This window comes from Thiothrix winogradskyi (assembly GCF_021650935.1).
GTDB lineage: Bacteria > Pseudomonadota > Gammaproteobacteria > Thiotrichales > Thiotrichaceae > Thiothrix > Thiothrix winogradskyi.
This window is the reverse complement of the sequence record NZ_CP091244.1, coordinates 3,772,977-3,790,868: the sequence shown is the minus strand read 5'-3', so window position 1 is coordinate 3,790,868 and position 17,892 is coordinate 3,772,977. Positions and strand designations below refer to the sequence as shown.

15 protein-coding genes and 3 tRNA genes are annotated in these 17,892 nt (G+C 50.3%); 10 read left to right on the top strand and 8 right to left on the bottom strand.

The genetic code is table 11. The features are described 5' to 3' along the window. Complete coding sequence (locus L2Y54_RS18790; RefSeq protein ID WP_236498206.1) at positions 1-438, top strand: DUF2384 domain-containing protein; 438 nt, start codon at positions 1-3, stop codon at positions 436-438. 67 nt (positions 439-505) lie between these two features. Here the strand turns inward: L2Y54_RS18790 and grxD are convergent, their stop codons facing one another. The 5 genes from grxD to L2Y54_RS18765 all read right to left on the bottom strand — a co-directional run bounded on the left by grxD (position 506) and on the right by L2Y54_RS18765 (position 4,330). Then, positions 506-841: a Grx4 family monothiol glutaredoxin gene (gene grxD, locus L2Y54_RS18785; protein ID WP_236498204.1), complete on the bottom strand. Its 336-nt coding sequence runs from the start codon at positions 839-841 to the stop codon at positions 506-508. A gap of 93 nt (positions 842-934) precedes the next feature. Continuing rightward, positions 935-1,201 (bottom strand): EF-hand domain-containing protein, encoded by a 267-nt coding sequence (locus L2Y54_RS18780; protein WP_236498202.1) that lies wholly within the window; start codon positions 1,199-1,201, stop codon positions 935-937. 151 nt (positions 1,202-1,352) lie between these two features. Continuing rightward, positions 1,353-2,744, bottom strand: a complete 1,392-nt coding sequence (locus L2Y54_RS18775) for an ATP-binding protein (RefSeq protein ID WP_236498200.1) — start codon at positions 2,742-2,744, stop codon at positions 1,353-1,355. Then, positions 2,737-3,864 carry an FIST signal transduction protein gene (locus L2Y54_RS18770; RefSeq protein ID WP_236498198.1) on the bottom strand — a complete coding sequence of 376 codons (1,128 nt, stop codon included), beginning with the start codon at positions 3,862-3,864 and terminating at the stop codon, positions 2,737-2,739. The genes L2Y54_RS18775 and L2Y54_RS18770 overlap by 8 nt, the downstream gene beginning before the upstream one ends. An 85-nt stretch (positions 3,865-3,949) precedes the next feature. Next, positions 3,950-4,330, bottom strand: a complete 381-nt coding sequence (locus L2Y54_RS18765; protein WP_236498197.1) for a thioredoxin family protein — start codon at positions 4,328-4,330, stop codon at positions 3,950-3,952. 95 nt (positions 4,331-4,425) lie between these two features. Here L2Y54_RS18765 and L2Y54_RS18760 point away from each other — a divergent pair, with 95 nt between their 5' ends. The 9 genes from L2Y54_RS18760 (at position 4,426) to pbpC (ending at position 15,032) form a co-directional block, all read left to right on the top strand. Then, a complete protein-coding gene (locus tag L2Y54_RS18760; protein ID WP_236498195.1) occupies positions 4,426-4,911 on the top strand; it encodes a phosphatidylglycerophosphatase A family protein in 486 nt (161 codons plus the stop codon). A 246-nt stretch (positions 4,912-5,157) separates the two neighbouring features. Next, a complete protein-coding gene (gltX, locus tag L2Y54_RS18755; protein ID WP_236498194.1) occupies positions 5,158-6,570 on the top strand; it encodes a glutamate--tRNA ligase in 1,413 nt (470 codons plus the stop codon). An 89-nt stretch (positions 6,571-6,659) separates the two neighbouring features. Beyond that, positions 6,660-7,109 carry a CBS domain-containing protein gene (locus L2Y54_RS18750; protein WP_236498193.1) on the top strand — a complete coding sequence of 150 codons (450 nt, stop codon included), beginning with the start codon at positions 6,660-6,662 and terminating at the stop codon, positions 7,107-7,109. 43 nt (positions 7,110-7,152) lie between these two features. Beyond that, positions 7,153-7,228: transfer RNA gene (locus tag L2Y54_RS18745), tRNA-Ala, on the top strand. Between the two features lie 24 nt (positions 7,229-7,252). Beyond that, positions 7,253-7,456 (top strand): hypothetical protein, encoded by a 204-nt coding sequence (locus L2Y54_RS18740; protein WP_236498192.1) that lies wholly within the window; start codon positions 7,253-7,255, stop codon positions 7,454-7,456. A gap of 20 nt (positions 7,457-7,476) precedes the next feature. Then, a tRNA-Glu gene (locus tag L2Y54_RS18735) sits at positions 7,477-7,552 on the top strand. A gap of 49 nt (positions 7,553-7,601) precedes the next feature. After that, a tRNA-Glu gene (locus tag L2Y54_RS18730) sits at positions 7,602-7,677 on the top strand. Between the two features lie 137 nt (positions 7,678-7,814). After that, on the top strand, positions 7,815-12,683 hold the full coding sequence (locus L2Y54_RS18725) for an alpha-2-macroglobulin family protein (RefSeq protein WP_236498191.1): 4,869 nt from the start codon (positions 7,815-7,817) through the stop codon (positions 12,681-12,683). A 12-nt stretch (positions 12,684-12,695) separates the two neighbouring features. After that, positions 12,696-15,032, top strand: coding sequence for a penicillin-binding protein 1C (gene pbpC, locus L2Y54_RS18720; protein WP_236498190.1), 2,337 nt, complete (start codon positions 12,696-12,698; stop codon positions 15,030-15,032). Between the two features lie 7 nt (positions 15,033-15,039). Here the strand turns inward: pbpC and L2Y54_RS18715 are convergent, their stop codons facing one another. The 3 genes from L2Y54_RS18715 to L2Y54_RS18705 form a co-directional block, all read right to left on the bottom strand. After that, positions 15,040-16,506 (bottom strand): ATP-binding protein, encoded by a 1,467-nt coding sequence (locus tag L2Y54_RS18715; RefSeq protein ID WP_236498188.1) that lies wholly within the window; start codon positions 16,504-16,506, stop codon positions 15,040-15,042. A gap of 24 nt (positions 16,507-16,530) precedes the next feature. Then, entirely contained in the window at positions 16,531-17,232 is a 702-nt protein-coding gene (locus L2Y54_RS18710) for a response regulator transcription factor (RefSeq protein ID WP_236498186.1), read from the bottom strand. 228 nt (positions 17,233-17,460) lie between these two features. After that, positions 17,461-17,763, bottom strand: coding sequence for a hypothetical protein (locus L2Y54_RS18705; protein ID WP_236498184.1), 303 nt, complete (start codon positions 17,761-17,763; stop codon positions 17,461-17,463). Between the last annotated feature and the right edge of the window lie 129 nt (positions 17,764-17,892).

Below are 17,892 nucleotides of genomic sequence, written 5' to 3'. Positions count from 1 at the left end.
ATGCAAACTTTTTCAAGCGAAGAAATGGGCGCTTTAACACGGGGCGTTCTTAATCACATGGATGAATGGAAGATCAGCGCGGATGACATGCTGGCGATTTTGCAGTTGGGTGAAGACGTACGCCCGCGCCATTTGCAGCAGTACCGTCAGGGCGATAAAGTTTTCCCACAAACCCCGGCAATGATGAACCGTATTGATCATATTGTGGGTATCGCTGATGCATTGCGCACCACGTTTCCGTTCAGCAGCCAAATGCGGGTCATGTGGTTAAGCAAGCCGCATCGCCGTTTCCAGCGCCGTAACCCCTTGGCGGTAATGTTGGACGAGGGCGATGATGGTCTAATGCGGGTGCGGATTGAGGTTGACTGCTCTTACGGCTACGCCATTAATGATGCACTTCATGCAGCCGCTGAAGAAAAGAAAAAAGCCGCAGCTTAAGTCGGTTTGAAAAAAAAGGGCTTGAATGTCAGTATCAAGCCCTTTTTTCTGTGCTCAGCTTGCGCAATTAAGCCGCTTCGCCCGCGCCACCTTTCATGGCTTCTTTGACCATTTTCTGCAATTCACCGTTTGCGTACATTTCCAAGGTAATGTCACAGCCACCGATCAATTCGCCACTGATGTAAACTTGTGGGAATGTTGGCCAGTTGGCGTATTGTGGGAGGTCTTGGAAAATTTCCGGGTCACTCAATACGTTAACGTAAGCAAACTCTTCGCCGCACGCCATCAATGCTTGGGAAGCGCGGCTGGAAAACCCACATTGTGGCATTTTCGGTGTGCCTTTCATGAAAATGACGACGGGGTTGCTTTTAACGGCTTGGTCGATACGGTCTAATGCGCTCATGCGATAATCCTCGTTATGGTTTAGTGATGATGATTACATTCTACCTGTTGCCTGAAATAAATAAACGTCAGATTCCATGAGGAATAGTCGCGTTTAGGGCTTACGCTTATCGCGGCGGCGTTTCATTTCAGCAAATTCAGCCGTGTCGATATAGCCATCGCGGTTAGTATCCACATTGTCAAAAATGCGTCGTGGGTCAAGTCTGCCGGATTTGGGGTTTTTGGCGGCGTATTCAGGCCAGGAAATCAAACCATCTTTGTTGGTATCCAGACGGTCGAAATCCGGGTCAGTGGCAGCGGCGGCGTTCGCGGCGCTGAGCAACAAGGCAACGGTAAGCGTTGCCAACGTTATTTTGTTCATAATGCACCCCTGTTTGGTTTGGTTAATTTGTTGTCGGTGGAAGAGATTAACGCGGATTCCGGGGCAACGTTGACAGCATTGCGGCAGAATTTTGGTTTTTTCTTCACGCAATATCAGCATAGTCCTGCGATGCTAACCGGGGATGAACATTTTAAGATGTGAGTGTTGGCGTCAGCCATTGTTGCAGTGTTTGCTGCAAACCCGCCATTGATATGGGTTTGGTCATGTAATCGTCCATGCCCGCTTGCAAGCAGGTTTCGCGGTCGCCCTGCATGGCGTTGGCAGTGAGTGCAATGACGGGGGTACGTGGTGTGTGCTGTGCTTGTTCCATCTGGCGGAATTGGCGAGTGGCTTCGTAGCCATCCATGCCGGGTAATTGGCAATCCATCAGCACCAGATCGTAGCGGTTTTTAGCCAGCATGGTGACAGCTTCATGCCCATCCATCGCAATATCGAAGCTCAATCCCAGTTTGGTGAGCATGACCTTTGCCACTTTGATATTCACCAGATTATCTTCAACTAACAGGAGGTGTCCCTCCAATACGCTGTTGGCAGAAGGGGCGCTTATGGCATGTGGATGTTCGGGGGCAGGGTTGCTTGGCAGGTGATGTTTCGTGAGGATAAGATCAAAATAGAACGTGCTGCCTTGTCCTAGTGTGGATTTTATCCGAATACAACTTCCCATGAGGTGTACCAATTCTTGGGAAATGGTTAGCCCTAAGCCCGTGCCGCCGTAGAGACGGGTGGTGGATTCATCGGCTTGACTGAAGGCGTTGAAAAGTACTTCTTGTTGTGCAGGGGGAATGCCGGGGCCAGTGTCTGCAATCAATAAACGCAGAGTGGTTTGTTCGGATTGTTCTTGTAACGGTTCAATGCGCAGTGCCACCGTGCCACTGGTGGTGAATTTGACCGCATTGCCCAATAAATTACCCAGCACTTGTTTGAGGCGAATGGGGTCGCCGTAAAACCATGCCTGGCAACCATCGGGTACATAGCTACTCAGCGTCAGGTGTTTTTTGGTTGCGGAGCCACTGAATAACAGCACCATGTCGGCGGCGAGTTTGTGCAGGTTGAAAGGGATGCATTCCAGTGCCAGCTTGCCGGATTCAATTTTGGAAAGATCCAGCACCGCATTGATGACATCCAACAAGATTTCCGATGAGCTGTAGGCAGTATGCAGGTATTCCTGTTGTTGTGGATCCAGCGGGGTTTTGGCGAGAATATCCAGCATTCCCAATACGCCGTTCATCGGTGTGCGGATTTCATGGCTCATGTTGGCGAGGAAGCGCGATTTTTCCTTGGACTGTTGCAGAGCGCGAATTTTTTCTTGCGATTCCCGCTGGAGTGAGGCATTGAGTGCCAGCATTTCCTGCGAAGATACTTCTAACGAACGTTCCAGCACATAGTAAGCTTGTTTGTGATCATCGTAAGTGTGATCTACCCGATTGAGGAAGGACCGCCAACTGCTGGCATCAGGCGGTTCGTCCGGGGTTAACCCCAGACTGCGTAACTGCCGCTGGAGTGTGCGCCCGTAATCACTCATGAATTGTGGTGAGCGTCATGGTTTGGTTGTGTAGGTCGCAGGTATTAGTACCCTTGGCAAACGGTGAAATTTCCCCGTAAGAATAGAAGCCAATTTGCGTGGTATTTTCTGGCAGATGATCCAGCACGGCTTCAACTTCTTCTTCAGCATCCGCACCCATGACCATGCGCCGCCCCACACAACTGATGGAAATACACAACACGGGTTTGTCGGTATCCGTTGTGCTCATCAGGGCAGCGTCTTCCGCACCTTCCACCAGTTGTTCCAGATTGGCTCGCATGAGCTGGGCTTGCGCACCCACCGGAATATCACCGGCAAACGTGAGCGATTGGGTGGCTTCATCAATGGCTAAGATGGTGCGCACCAGTTCTTTGGCTTCACCGGGTTGGCTCAATGCCAAGGGGAAGCGTAGCCCTGTGGCGGGCAATCCGGCTGCCATCTCGCCTAGGTAGGTTTTATACAAAGCCAGTGCCGGTTTACCGCCTAATTCGTATAAAACGTTATTTTCAGCACGGGTTACTTCGCGGGCTGGACCAAAAGGTTTCCAACCACCTTTGGAGCCATGACTGATTTGTACCTTGCCATATAAGCCCAGTGCTGTGACGATGCCGCTGGTGGGTTTGCCATCTTTTAATACCCATGTATTCACAAAGCGTTCGCCGTCACCTGCCAGCCCGCCCGTGACGGTAATCGCAGGGGATACGACCTCATTAAAGCCTTTGGTGAGTTCGCTGCCATTGACTTTCAAGCCATCCGAGAGGGTGAAAATACCTTTTAGAGTTTCATGTGCGAGGCTATCTGCCAGATAGCGCCCAATGGTGCGTGACTCCGCTGGGTTATGAATAGCCACTTGTGCGAGGCGTAAGGTGGTGGATTCAAACTCGACCAAAGCAATGACGAGGCTATTGTCATGAATGTGATTGTCGAGAATTTCACCCGCGCTGGAACAGCCCATGAAAATCGCTTGCGGGTATTGCGCCGTCAGTACCGCAAAGGGTTCGGGGTTATCGAGAAAACTGGAATGCCCAAAGATCAAGACAAGCTGTTGTGCGGCTGTCATGGTCGGTAGATTGTCAGAAAAACCTTGGGCGGTGGTATAGGAAAGCGTATGGATTTTCATGGTGATGCCATTCCCTCAACTGTTGATCATTTTTATTAATGTTTGTTATTGGAATAATGGCATGACTCATGTCAAGACGCTAGTCTTATGGATGTGCGGGGTTAACTTTTGCCAGCATTTGGCTGTTGGTGTCGATAAATTCCCGGACAAATGGTTTGTTACGGGCGCTGCTAAAGCGGGCGACTTCTTTGCCATGTTCAAACAAGATGACGGTGGGGAACCCGCGTACTTGGTTACGACCTGCCAGCTTCATGTTTTCATCTTCTTCGGTATCGAGTTTGGCAAGTATGACTTTGCCGTGGTATTCGGGAATAACGGCTTTCAACACCGGGTCAAGGAACAGACAGGGGCCACACCATTCTGCCCAGAAGTCTACCAGGACAGGCTGACGTAAGGAGGCTTTGAGCACCCGTTCTTCAAAATCGGCAATACCGTTTATGTCATAAATAAAGGTGTAAGTGGTCATGTTGTGTTTCCGGTTAGGTAATGGGGCGCAATTATAGCGACCTGATGCCAGATGTGTATAATCCCTAAGCCTTAAGCGTATAGGAATTTGTCTTCATGCACGTCACAGTACCGGCAAAAACGGTTTTTTCTTCCCCCGTACACTTCCTTGCCTTCGGGTTTGGCAGTGGCTTGTCACCGTTCGCGCCCGGAACGGCTGGAACCTTGGCGGCGATTCCGTTGTATTTGTTGCTGGTGCAGTTGCCGCTCTGGGGGTATGTTGCGGTATTGCTGCTGATGTCATTGGCTGGTATTTGGATTTGCGGTGAATCCTCGCGGCGCTTGGGTGTACACGATCACGGTGGCATTGTGTGGGATGAGTTTGCGGGTTTCTTGTTAACCATGCTGGCGGCTCCGGCAGGGTGGATGTGGATTGTAGTGGGATTTTTCTTATTCCGCCTGTTCGACATTTGGAAACCCTGGCCCATACGCTTGGTGGATCGCGATGTGCCTGGCGGCTTTGGTATTATGTTCGATGATATACTGGCGGGTGTCTATGCTTGGCTGGTGTTGCAAGCACTGGCGTATTTCTTGGTTGCGTAGAAAGGAAAAAACCTTCCCGAAGGAAGGCTTTCAATGCCTGAAACTTGTGATTATGATTAGGCGCTTCAGTGCCGAATAAAAAAGAAGGGGCGTAGCCCTGTTATTATTCTTCTGCCCCTTTAGCCCAGTTTAGCCCTTCAACGCGGATAATTATGTGAGGGTGGCGCTGAATTTGAACTGAATATTTCGATTATTTTTTGTTCAGTTTTGCTTAAGGTTTATTTAAAAATTACTCACTGGAAGCCCATGAACGTCAGAACTCGCTTTGCCCCCAGCCCGACTGGTTATTTGCATATTGGTGGCGCACGTACCGCGCTGTTTTCTTGGCTGTATGCCCGCAAGATGGGCGGCACTTTCATTTTGCGTATCGAAGACACCGACCGTGAACGTTCCACACAAGCATCGGTGGATGCGATTTTGGAAGGTATGGCGTGGCTGGATTTGGGGCATGACGAAGGCCCGTTTTACCAAACCCAGCGTTTCGACCGCTACGCAGAAGTGATTCAGCAATTGCTCGCGAGTGGTCACGCCTACCGTTGCTATTGCAGCAAGGAAGAACTGGAGCAGATGCGCGAAGAACAAATGGCGCGTAAAGAAAATCCGCGTTACAACGGGCTATGGCGTGACCGTCAGCACGAAGCTCCGCCGGAAGGCATTGAGCCGGTAATCCGTTTCCGTAACCCGCAAACGGGTGTCGTGGAGATTAATGACTTGGTGCGCGGCAAAATTACCATCAGCAATACCGAACTGGATGATTTAATTATTGCGCGTTCGGATGGCACACCCACGTATAATTTGACCGTGGTGGTGGATGATATTGATATGCAGGTGACACACGTTATTCGTGGTGACGACCACATCAGTAACACGCCGCGTCAGATCAATATTATGCGGGCATTGGGTTTTGAACCCCCGAAATTTGCGCATTTGCCGATGATTCTGGGGGCGGATGGGCAGCGTTTGTCGAAGCGTCATGGTGCTGTGGGGGTAATGCAATACCGCGATGATGGTTTCCTGCCGCAAGCCGTATTGAATTACTTGGTGCGTTTGGGTTGGTCGAATGGCGATCAGGAAATTTTCTCGCGTGAGGAGATGATTGAATTATTTTCACTGGAAGCGATCAATCGCGCTCCATCTGCCTTTAATACTGAAAAATTGCTATGGCTCAACCAGCACTACATCAAAACACTACCAGTAGCGGTGTTAGCGGCGCAGTTGCAATGGCATTTACAAGCACAAAAGCTGAATGTATCCCAAGGTCCTGCGTTAGCTGATGTAATCAATGCCCAGCGTGAACGTGCCAAGACTTTGGTGGATATGGTGGCTATCAGCCGTTATTTCTACGAAGAGTTCGCAGAATTTGATCCTGCTGCGGTGCAAAAGCATTTCAAGGCGGATACCGCTGACAATTTGCAGGCGGTGCATGATGAATTGGCAGTCTTGGCTGGTTGGCAGGGCGAGGGTATCCACGCTGCGATTCAAGCCGCTTGCGAAAAATTAGGTTTGAAGCTGGGGAAAGTGGGGCCACCGTTGCGAGTTGCGGTAACGGGCAGTGCTTCTTCACCCTCACTGGAAATTACCTTGGAATTGATCGGGCGTGAGCGGGCATTGCAGCGCATTCAACGGGCGGTCAGCTTTATCCGTACCTTGGCGATTTAGGCGGGCATATCTCCCAAAGCTAATACGATTTATGGGGGATTTTATGTTATGTTTGTACGACCAAAACCTAGCATGAATGAGGAGGATGAATGAAAGTCAAAGACATCATGAATACCAGCGTTAAAACCGCTAAGCCCAATACCCCAGTGCGTGATCTGGTTGAGGTTATGTGCTTTAACAAGATCAGCGGTATGCCGGTCGTGGATGACAACAACAATGTTGTTGGTGTCATTTCTGAAAAAGACGTGTTACGCAAAATGTTCCCCGACATCTCTGAGGTGGCACGCGAAGAGGGTGTGCCGGATTTCGAGAAGATGGAAAAAGGCTACAGCGATGCTTTGGGTTTGCAGGCTAGTGATTTGATGAGCAAGTTAGTGGCATCTGCCAGCCCTGAGATGCCGTTGATGAAGGCGGTTTCTATTATGTGCGTGCAAAAAATTCGCCGAATTCCCGTGGTCGAAGCGGGCAAGTTGGTCGGCATTATTAGCCTTGGCGATGTGCATAAAGCAATCTTCGCAAATTCTTTAAAAGGCGCTTGACAGAAACGGCGGATTACTTCAGAATTCGCCTCTCTTTCGCCGTGGGGCTATAGCTCAGCTGGGAGAGCGCTACAATGGCATTGTAGAGGTCAGCGGTTCGATCCCGCTTAGCTCCACCAATATTGACCGACGTGAGAGTATTTATGGATCGTCTTGGTCGCTACAGCTTAATCACTGGTCTGGTGATAACAGTCGTAGGCTTGGTCTTCGGATTTGGCTTCATGTTTGCAGACAGCGATGAGTTGGCGAAAATGTTTTTACTGGCGGTGCCACTCGGTTTTTTGATTACATTTGCCGGGTTGTCCACCATTGTCATTTTCTCTCCACGGGAAGATGACAAACAATAGGTTTGGAAGTTTACATCAGCGACCCTATCGTCTAGAGGCCTAGGACACGACCCTTTCACGGTTGTAACTGGGGTTCGAATCCCCATAGGGTCGCCACTTTTCCAAGTCTAGCTACGCAGGTAGTACACAACAGGTTCACATCAGCGACCCTATCGTCTAGAGGCCTAGGACACGACCCTTTCACGGTTGTAACTGGGGTTCGAATCCCCATAGGGTCGCCACTTTCTTTATGTCCCCTTCATACCTCCATTCGTCAGTATCGTGCATTATCACGATGGCGCGGTAACTTTTCTGTACCAAAAAAGTCTATACTGGCATTCTATACAATACGTCTGGTCTTGCAGGGTGGAGAACAATAATGGCTTATCAAATTCGTCGCGTGTTACCGTGGTTGTGGGTGTGCCTGTTACTGCTATTGATGGGACAGGCAAGGGCAGAAGCGCCTGCATCAGCCGCTACTAGCCCGCAATACAGCAATGAAGCCTTATTGACGCAAATGCTGGTGGTAGATGTGTCTGAGCGTACCTTGGATACCAGTCCTGCATTAGCCGTAACATTTTCACAAGACCTCAACCCGACAGAGGATTACAACAGCTTCATCACCTTAACGGCTAACGGCAAAATGGTCGAGGGTCAGTGGGTGATGGCAAGTGAGTCGCGCCGCCTGTTTTTCAGCAATATCAAGCCACAAACCGATTACCGCGTGCAAATTAGACCGGGCGTAACCAGTAATAACGGTCTGAAATTGCAAAAACCGTCGGATACTAGCCTTAAAACCCGTGATATTAGCCCAGCGTTTGATTTTGCAACTACCGGCAGTATTTTGCCTGCCAAATTGACGGGTGGTTTGCCGATTCGTGTGGTGAATGTGTCGGAGTTGGATATTGAATTCCTGCGGGTGCAGCCAGACAAATTGTCGGATATGTTGAAAAAAATCAGTTTAGGGGGGCGTTTGTCGCAGTGGCAATTGGAAGAAATTCATGCTGTGACTGAAAGTGTATACTCCCGCCGCTATGTCACCGATGCCAAGTTGAATGCACGTACTTCGATGTTGATTCCGGTAGAAGACATTCAGGAGCTGAAAACACCGGGGGTGTATTTTGCTGTGATGCGTGAGCCTGGGCGTTTTAACGATGAGGCTTACCGTATTACGCAGTTCGTCGTGACGAATATTGGTTTGCATGTGCGTTTGTATGCGCGTGGGTTGGAAGTCTTTGCTAATGCTTTGGATACCGGCAAACCGTTGCCGGGGGTGCAATTGAAGTTGCAGGGTGAAAAAGAAGCCTTGACGCTGGAGACAGACGAGGAGGGTCGTGTCAGTTTTGAACATCGGCCTAGCGGTGATTTATTGCTGACGGCACAACAGGAATCGCAGTTTGCTTTCCTAGATTTGCGTGATGCGGCGTTAGATTTGTCGGAATACGCGGTAACGGGTTTGCCGGATAAGCCGATTGCCCCGTTTATCTACAGCACCCGTGATTTATTCCGCCCCGGTGAACCGATGGATTTGTCGGTATTGTTACGTGACCGTGACGGCAAGGCGGTTTCGGTAAAAAATCTGCATCTACGCATCGTGCGCCCCGATACCAAATTGTTATTGGAAGAGAACCTGTTGGCTGCCAATGCCGATCTCGGTTTTTTCAGCTATCGCTTGCTGATTCCAGCGGATGCCCCAACGGGAACCTGGAAAGCAGAAGTACGTATCAATGCCAAAGATGAAACGCCGGTTAGTACGTTCAATTTTCATGTCGAAGATTTCATGCCGGAACGCATGAAGCTGGCTTTGAGTGCAGAAGAGAAGTTGTTGACGGCAGGGGAAAAGCTTGTGGTGGCAGCGCAGGGTGATTATTTGTACGGCGCACCTGCCGGTGGTAATAAATTGACCGCAGTACGCACGGTAAGCGTGAATCGTCATCCCTTTGCCGAATTTAAAGACTATTACTTTGGCGATCCAGCCGATGAGAAATTGGTGAGTCGCGAAGATTTACCCGAAGTGGCTTTAAATGAGACCGGTGGTGGTTTTGTGGAAAGCCCGGCGCTGGTGGGCAACATCAGTTCCCCGTTAACCTTGAGCATTATCGGCAGTTTGCACGAAACCGGCGGACGCAGCGTGACCCGCAAGTTGGATGTGCCGTTTTGGCCTAGCCCCAATTTGGTGGGAATTCGCCCTTTATTCAGCAAAGACACGGTAGCCGATAATAGTGAGGCGGCTTTCGAGTTGGTGCGATTGAATGCAGCAGGGGAGGCAGTGCCTGCGACCCAGGCGCTTACCGTGACTTTGGTTAGGGAAGAAAAAGAATATTTCTGGGAATACAACAATGCCGAAGGTTGGCAGCGTAAAGAGATTTCCAGTGAATACCCGACTGTACAGAAAAACATTACTTTGGATGAGAATGCGCGTGGTAAAGCGGCGTTTGTGGTGCAATATGGCTATTACCGCTTGGAAGTCGAAGACGCTGAAACCGGTTTAAAAGCCGTTTACCCGTTTCATGCCGGGTGGGATTGGGAGCAGGCGGAGAACAATGCGGCACGCCCTGATCAGATTGAATTGGCTCTGGATAAAGCCAAGTACCAGGCTGGCGATGTGGTCAAGTTGAAAATTACCCCGCCTGCGGCTGGTGAAGCACTGGTGGCGGTAGAGGCGGAGTCGCTGTTGTGGTCACAACGGGTAACATTGCCAGCCGAAGGCATGACGGTGGAGATTCCTGTGGAGAAGGCATGGAATCGCCATGATTTGTACATCACTGTGACATCGTTCCGCCCTGCCAGTAGTCAGCAGAAAATTGCGCCCAACCGTGCCTTGGGGGTTATTTTCCTGCCATTGGATCGGGATTCACGCCGTTTGAATCTGAGCATTGAAGCTCCCGAAAAAGTCTTGCCCGAAAAAACGACTACTGTGACCGTCAGTGCGGATAATCTCAGTGGTGAACAGGCAATCGTGACTTTGGCGGCAGTGGATGTGGGGGTATTGAGCATTACCGAGTTCAAAACCCCTGATCCGCTAGCGTTTTATTTCTCACAACACCAGTACACGCCTAGCCTGTATGACGCTTACGGTAAGATTATTGAAAGCGTGGAAGGTGCGCCTTTACGCCAACGCTTTGGTGGGGATGCTGCTGGTGGGCGGCGCGGTGGCGCTTTGGGACAGGCGGATCTGCGGATTGTGTCGCTATTCAGCGGTGCGGTGACGTTTGATGCCGACGGTAAGGCTAAAATTGAACTGCCATTGCCCGGTTTCGACGGAACATTGCGCTTAATGGCAGTCGCTGCCACACAGGAACGTTTTGGTAGCGCCGAACGTGAAATGAAAGTAGCTTCGCCCGTGGTCGCCAGTTTGGCGGCTCCCCGTTTTCTTGCCGCTGGTGACAGCAGTTTTCTGAGCGTGGACGTGAATAACACTACGACAGAAGCGCAAGTGGTGACATTGAAACTCAGCAGCAATGACTTGCTATCGGGTGTGGCGGATACGCGCGAACTCAGTTTGGCGGCGGGTAAGCGCGAAACCATACGTTTGCCAATATCCGCCCAGCAAGCGCTCGGCAATGCACAGATTAATCTGGAGTTGACGGGAAAAGGCTTTACGGCACGGCGACAACTTCAGGTGGCGATACGCCCAGCATACCCGGCGCAATATTTGGCACAAAACCGGGAATTGGCGGCAGGTGAAACACTGACGCTGGATGCTGCTACGATCCAGCAGTTTCAAGCGGCTGGTTTGAAAGCGAATCTGAGTTTGGCAGCAACACCGGTGCTACCGTTGCGGAATGCCTTGCAGGGTTTGTTGCAGTATCCCTATGGTTGTTTGGAACAAACCACCAGCAGTGCTTGGCCTTACTTGTTCCTAGATGCGAACGTCTCTGAAACGCTGGGTTTGGAACCCTTGGAAATGAAGGAGCGCAATGAGCGGGTGAATGCGGCGTTATTACGTATTGCAGGAATGCAATTAGCCAATGGTGGCTTCACATTGTGGGGCGATGCCAATGGTGGACAAGAAGAATATTGGCTCACGCCGTATGTGGTGGACTTTTTGCTGGATGCCAAAGAGCAGGGCTTTATTGTACCGGAATGGTTGTTACAGCGTTCACTCCAAAATCTGGAAGAACGTTTGCAGGAAGGTGAAGGTGCTGCGGAAAGCCGTTATGAGTTTTCGGATATGCCAGAGCATGTGGATTTCGCCGCCCGTGCTTATGCGGGGTATGTGCTGGCGCGGGTGAAGCGGGCTTCGCCGGGGACGCTGAAAGTCATGTATGAAAAAGACTTGAGCAAAGCCGCCTCCGGCTTGCCATTGGTGCATCTGGGGCTTGCCTTGCAAATGATACCGGGTGGTGACAGTAATCGCGGTGACGAAGCGATTCAGCGTGGCTTGGCACAGGTGCGTGATGAACAGAAATACCTCGGTGATTACGGCAGCAGTTTGCGTGATCAGGCGGCGGTGCTGTACTTATTGTTACGCCACAAAGCCAAATTGCCGCAATTGGCAACGGAAATTAATCAGTTGGTGGATTTGTTGCATAACCGTAATTATTTCAGCACCCAAGAACAGTTGTTCACCTTATTAGCGGGTTTGAAAGTGCAGGAAAAATCCCAAACGGCTTGGAAAGCAACGCTGACCATCGGCAAGGACAGCGTGGATTTGGCGGGTAGTGGTACGCAATACCGCACCTTGAGTACGGCTGATTTCCAGCAAGGCATTCAGGTAACAGCACCGCAGCCTTTGTACTTGGCGTTGAATGTGGACGGCTATCCCAATACTGTGCCAGCACCGGACAGTGATCCGATTGAGGTGCAACGCACCTGGTACAGTTTGGATGGCAAGAAAGTCTCACCGGATGGCATTAAGGCGGGGGCATTATTGCTGACACATCTCGCGGTGAGCAGCAATATTGACATTAATGATGCACTAGTGGCGGATTTATTGCCCGCAGGCTTTGAAATTGAGAATACCAATTTGTCTGGCAACGAATCCTTGGAGGGCTTGCAATTGGAAGGGATGGACAAGCCGGTGTTAGAGTTGCTGGGTAGTAGCGAGTTGCGCACCCAGGAATTCCGCGATGATCGTTACATCGCCGCATTGCCTTTGAGCGCGAAAACACGTCATCACTTGTTCTATTTGGTACGGGTGGTGTCAGCGGGCAAATTTGCTGTGCCACCGCCTTATGTTGAAGATATGTATCGACCAGAATTGAATGGGGTAGGGGCAGTGCCGTCCACATTGGTGATTCCATAAGAGGCAATCATCATGCGTTACTACCTGAGCCGGGTGGCAGGTTCAGCGCTGCTCTGCCTGTTGCTGTTTATGCTGGCAGATTGGTGGTGGCCGCTGCCGGAACCTGAGCGGGTGCGCAGTGTGTTGATTCTGGCGCAAGACCGAACCCCGTTGCGGGCTTTTGCTGACAGTGAAGGGGTATGGCGTTACCCCGTGACCTTGGATGAAGTGTCGCCTTTGTATGTTGATGCATTGCTGACCTATGAAGACCGTTGGTTTTATCAGCATCCGGGAATTAATCCGTTTGCGTTAGTACGGGCAGGCTGGCAATGGTTGCAAGGGGGGCGGGTGATTTCGGGTGGCTCTACCCTGACCATGCAAGTGGCGCGTATTTTAGATCCCCATGAACGCACAGTGAGTGGAAAAATTCAGCAGATGTTTCGGGCGTTGCAACTTGAATGGCATTACAGCAAGACCGATATTCTAACGTTTTACCTCAATCTTGCGCCCTTTGGAGGCCCTATTGAAGGGGTGCAAACTGCCAGTTTTGCGTGGTTACGCAAGCCTGCCTTAGCCTTGAGTCATGCCGAAGCGGCATTATTAGCCGTGTTGCCGCAGGCACCTTCGCGCTTGCGTCCAGACCGCTACCCTGAATTGGCGCAACGTTACCGCGATAAAGTCTTGCGGCGTATGGCGACACAGGGGAGGTGGTCAGAAGACACAGTGGCAGATGCGATGCATGAGCCTGTCATGAGGTTGCGTTTCCAACAGCCGATGAAAGCGCCCTTGTTTGCGGAGCGCATGAAAACCCGCGCCTTCGCCGATAAAGTGTCACGTTTACAAACGACCTTGGATGCGAATATCCAGTGGGCAGTTGACAATGTATTGCGTACCCGTGTGAATAGTTTGCCGGAAAAGGCTTCTGCCGGGCTATTGGTGGTTGAAAATAAAACAGGTTACGTGCGGGCGTATGCGGGGTCTGCGGATTTCCACAATGCCGAGCGTTTTGGGCATGTGGATATGGTGCAGGCTGTGCGTTCGCCCGGTTCGACCTTGAAGCCGTTTTTGTATGGGATGGCCTTGGATGATGGCTTGCTGCATTCGGCGAGTTTGCTGAGTGATGTGCCGATTAAGCTGCATGATTACGCTCCACAGAATTTTTTCCGGCATTTTTCTGGGGCAGTGAGTGTGGCGCAGGCATTACAGCAATCCCTGAATGTACCCGCCGTGGATATATTGCAGCGCTTAACGCCCGGCGTGTTTGTGGCGCGGTTACGTCATGGTGGCGTGGTGGTTAGTTTTCCTCAACATGCTGAGCCGAATTTGAGTGTCATTTTGGGTGGTGCTGGCACGACATTGGAAGATTTGGTGCGTGGTTTTACTGCATTGGCACGTGGCGGTATTAGCATTAAGCCGCGTTTTGTGGAGGAAGACCCGCTGGAGGAACGCCGGATGCTGTCAGCAGGGGCAGCGTGGATTATTCAGGAAACCTTGCGGGCGATTCCTCCGCCAGAGGGCAGTATTAATGCGGCGGGTGTGGCTTGGAAGACAGGAACCAGTTACGGTTTTCGTGATGCTTGGGCTATTGGGGTAAGCGATAACTATACCGTTGGTGTGTGGACCGGTCGCCCGGATGGTACACCCTTGCCCGGCAGTTTGGGGGGGGCTGCGGCAGGCCCTATCCTGTTTGACGTATTCCGGGCATTGCCCAAGCAGTCGGGCATGAATGCACGGCGTCGCCCGGCAAGCGTGACGCAAACGGATATTTGTTGGCCGCTGGGGGAGAGTGCAGCGCAAACAGCCCCCGAACATTGCTATGTGCGGCAGCAAGCCTGGATTCTCAATGGCAATGTCCCGCCAACCTTGCCGCATTTTCAGCAATATTCTTGGTCGGCAGGTTTGCAGACGTATTGGATTAACCCCGCCACGGGATTGCGGGTGACGGCAGCCTGCAATGCCCCAGCACGTGAGTCACGGCAAGTCGCGCAATGGCCATTGGAATTGCAGCCTTGGTTAGCCAGTACTTTGTTGGAAAAAATACGCTTACCTGCTTTTGATAGCAGTTGCCCGCCCGGTAGCGAATATCAGAGTGGGAAACAATTGGCGATTCGGCAGTTGGATGCGAGTACGCGCCTGTATTTGCCCAACGTGGCTGTAGGGCAGCTCAGTAACGGTGTAACGCTGGATTTGTTGGCGGATGGTGGCGAAGGCGAGTATTTCTGGTTGGTGAACGGGGAAGCCATTGGCGTGGATGCTGCCCGTAGTGGTTTACGCCATACCTTTACGCGAGCGGGCGATTACGAATTAACCGTGTTTGACACCGCCGGGGCGGTTGATAAGGTCAACATTCGCGTCATCAGTCAGCCCTGAAGCCGTCTTACACGGGTAAATGCAAGCGTACCCGCGCCCCCACATACGGTGATACCAGCAGTTCGATTTTGCCGCCAATGGCTGACACAATTTCGGTACTGACTGCCATGCCAATGCCTTGACCGTCGCTTTTGCTGTCTTCACGGATGCCGCGTTGCAATAGTTTCGCGGGGTTATTGAGCGGAAAGCCCATGCCGTCATCATCAATATCAATCACTAGCATGTTGTCGTCGTGATGCGCAGAGATTTCCACAATGTTGTTGCAGAAACGGCAGGCATTATTGAGTAAGTTGCCAAACAGTTCCATCATGTCTTCGGCGTCCATGCGGCACTTGGCGTATTCGTCAACATTGATGCGAATTTCAAAGGGTTTATCACGGTAAACTTTCTGCAAGGTTTCACGCAACCGGAACAGCACGGGGCGTACTGGCTGGGATAAAATCATTGCGCCTTGGTTTGTCACCATCGCACGGCGTAGCTGATGCCCAATGATTTCGCGGATACGTTCGATTTGCGTCTCAAATACGGTGACAGCAATTTTGTGGCTTGGCTCCAGATTGGCTTCGCGGCGTAATTGGTCAAGCTGGTTTTGCATGGCGGTCAACGGTGTTTTGATGCTATGCGCTAAATCATCCAAGGTGTCTTTGTAACGCTGTTTTTGACCTTTTTCGTAGCTCAATAAACCATTCAGCGCATTTTTGACCGGGAGTAACTCTTCGGGGTAATGTTCATGAATGCTGTCACGATCACCGGCTTCAATCGCTTTGACTTCATTTTCAAACTCCTTAATCGGTGCCACTACCCAAAAACTCAGTGCCAGTTGGGCAATCAATACCAGTACGGCGGATAGAAACAATAAGACCGCAAATTTTTGGCGCATGTCCTGCATTTCTTTTTCAATATCGGCGATAGAAACGCCGACAATGAACTGGAAAGTACCGTGGGCTGGCTGGAAGAAACTTTGAATCGCTAACAGGTATTCCTGGTTATACGTTTGTCGCGTCATTGGATCGTCTTCCAAGCGGCGCGTATCTTTAGGCGGTAACGGTTTGAGCTGATCGAAGCTGGGTTCAAAGCTGGTTTTTAAGGTCTTATTTATCTGGAAATGCAGGTAATAATCCTCATCCACCAAGGCATTGGGCTTGCTGAGTGTGGATGCGCTCCAGACAATTTTGGATTTCTCGATATTGATCACATACGCGAAGTGATTTTGCGTGACATCATCCAAGTTATGATCACTGATCATTTGCTTGGCTTTGGCTAACATATCCTCGTCGGACAGGACGCCGAATTGCCCATCCTGAAAGTTCAGATACCCCAGCACATCGTAAGATATTTCCTTTAACTCAGCCTTTTTCTGGTCGATCTTATAGCTATAAGAAAACCAGTGCAGCATGATGCCTAGCATCAGAATACCGACCATAATAACACCAAACCCACTGATGAGCTGGCGGCTACGTAAGGAGCTTAGCATAAAGGTTGCTACCGAATACGGAGGTTATGTGCGTGTTAACGTGAAACGGTAGCCGCGCCCGCGCAGGGTTTCGATAGGCTTAAGCGTATCATTCGGGTCTAATTTAATGCGTAAACGGCGAATAAACACCTCAATCACATTGCTGTCGCGGTCGGTATCTTCTTCGTACAAGCTATCCGTCAGGCGTGTTTTAGAGATAACTTCGCCTGCATGTAACATCAAATGTTCGAGTACGCGGTATTCGTAAGCGGTTAGGGTGATTTCCTCTTCGTTAACGTAGACCCGTTGTTCGGAGGTATTTAAGCGAATCGGGCCGCAACTAAGCTCAGCTTGCGTCCAGCGTCCGGTACGGCGCAATTGCACGCGCAGACGGGCGATAAGTTCTTCGGTATGGAACGGTTTGGTGACGTAATCGTCAGCACCGGCTTCCAAGCCTTCCACCTTGCTTTGCCAGCGGTCACGCGCGGTCAGAATAATGATGGGATAACTCAAGCCTTTGGCACGAATGGCACGGATAATGTCTAGGCCAAGGTCATTATTAACAGGGCTGCCTTTAGATTGGGGTAATCCCAAGTCAATGACTGCAATATCAATGGGATATTCGAGGGCAACATACAGCCCTTGGGAACCATCTGCTGCTAGGTCTACGGTGAACCCGCTCTTTTTTAAGTTTTCAGCGATTTGTTCGCGGATGATGTTGTCGTCTTCTACTATCAGTACGCGCATAACACGGCTCTTTTTTGATTGGTCAACGGATTATCGTTTGAATGTATAAGGGAGCCTTAATTAATCAGCAAGCTCCGAAAAGGTGATCATACACCAGCTTGCTGGCAATAAAAAACCATCAATAGCAGATATTAATAAAAATTATAAAAAAATACCCGAAGGTTCAGACCGAACTTCGGGTATTTAAATAAAATTCTCGCTATTTTTCAATGATTTCGAGCAGATTCTTTAGTCACTGCAAGCAACTTTGATTGTTAAGTATTCACCTTCCAACGAAAGCATTCGCACGATATGGCAATCTGGATAGTCGGGCAGCGGTTTCTCCTGAACAGAAAGTATTCGCCCCTTATAGGTTGCTTTCACTTTCGAGAGTACCGCATCCCGTCCTATCGGTTCATTGGGGTTGGTGCGTTTCAGTGAAATTTTCTTTTCACTATCGGCGGCAACCGCAATGCTTGGCAGTATGGTGTTAGCAGTCACCACTACCATTACGCTGCATAAAGCAGCAAACATGGATCGTTTGAAATCCATCGTGTTTCCCCTGTTACATAAAAAATCATCAAAAACCCTAAAACTATCCCCAAAAGGATGTGAGTTCATTATTGAGAAGTATATTAATCAATCAAAACTTAACTTAAGGTGAATGAAGATTAGTTTTAT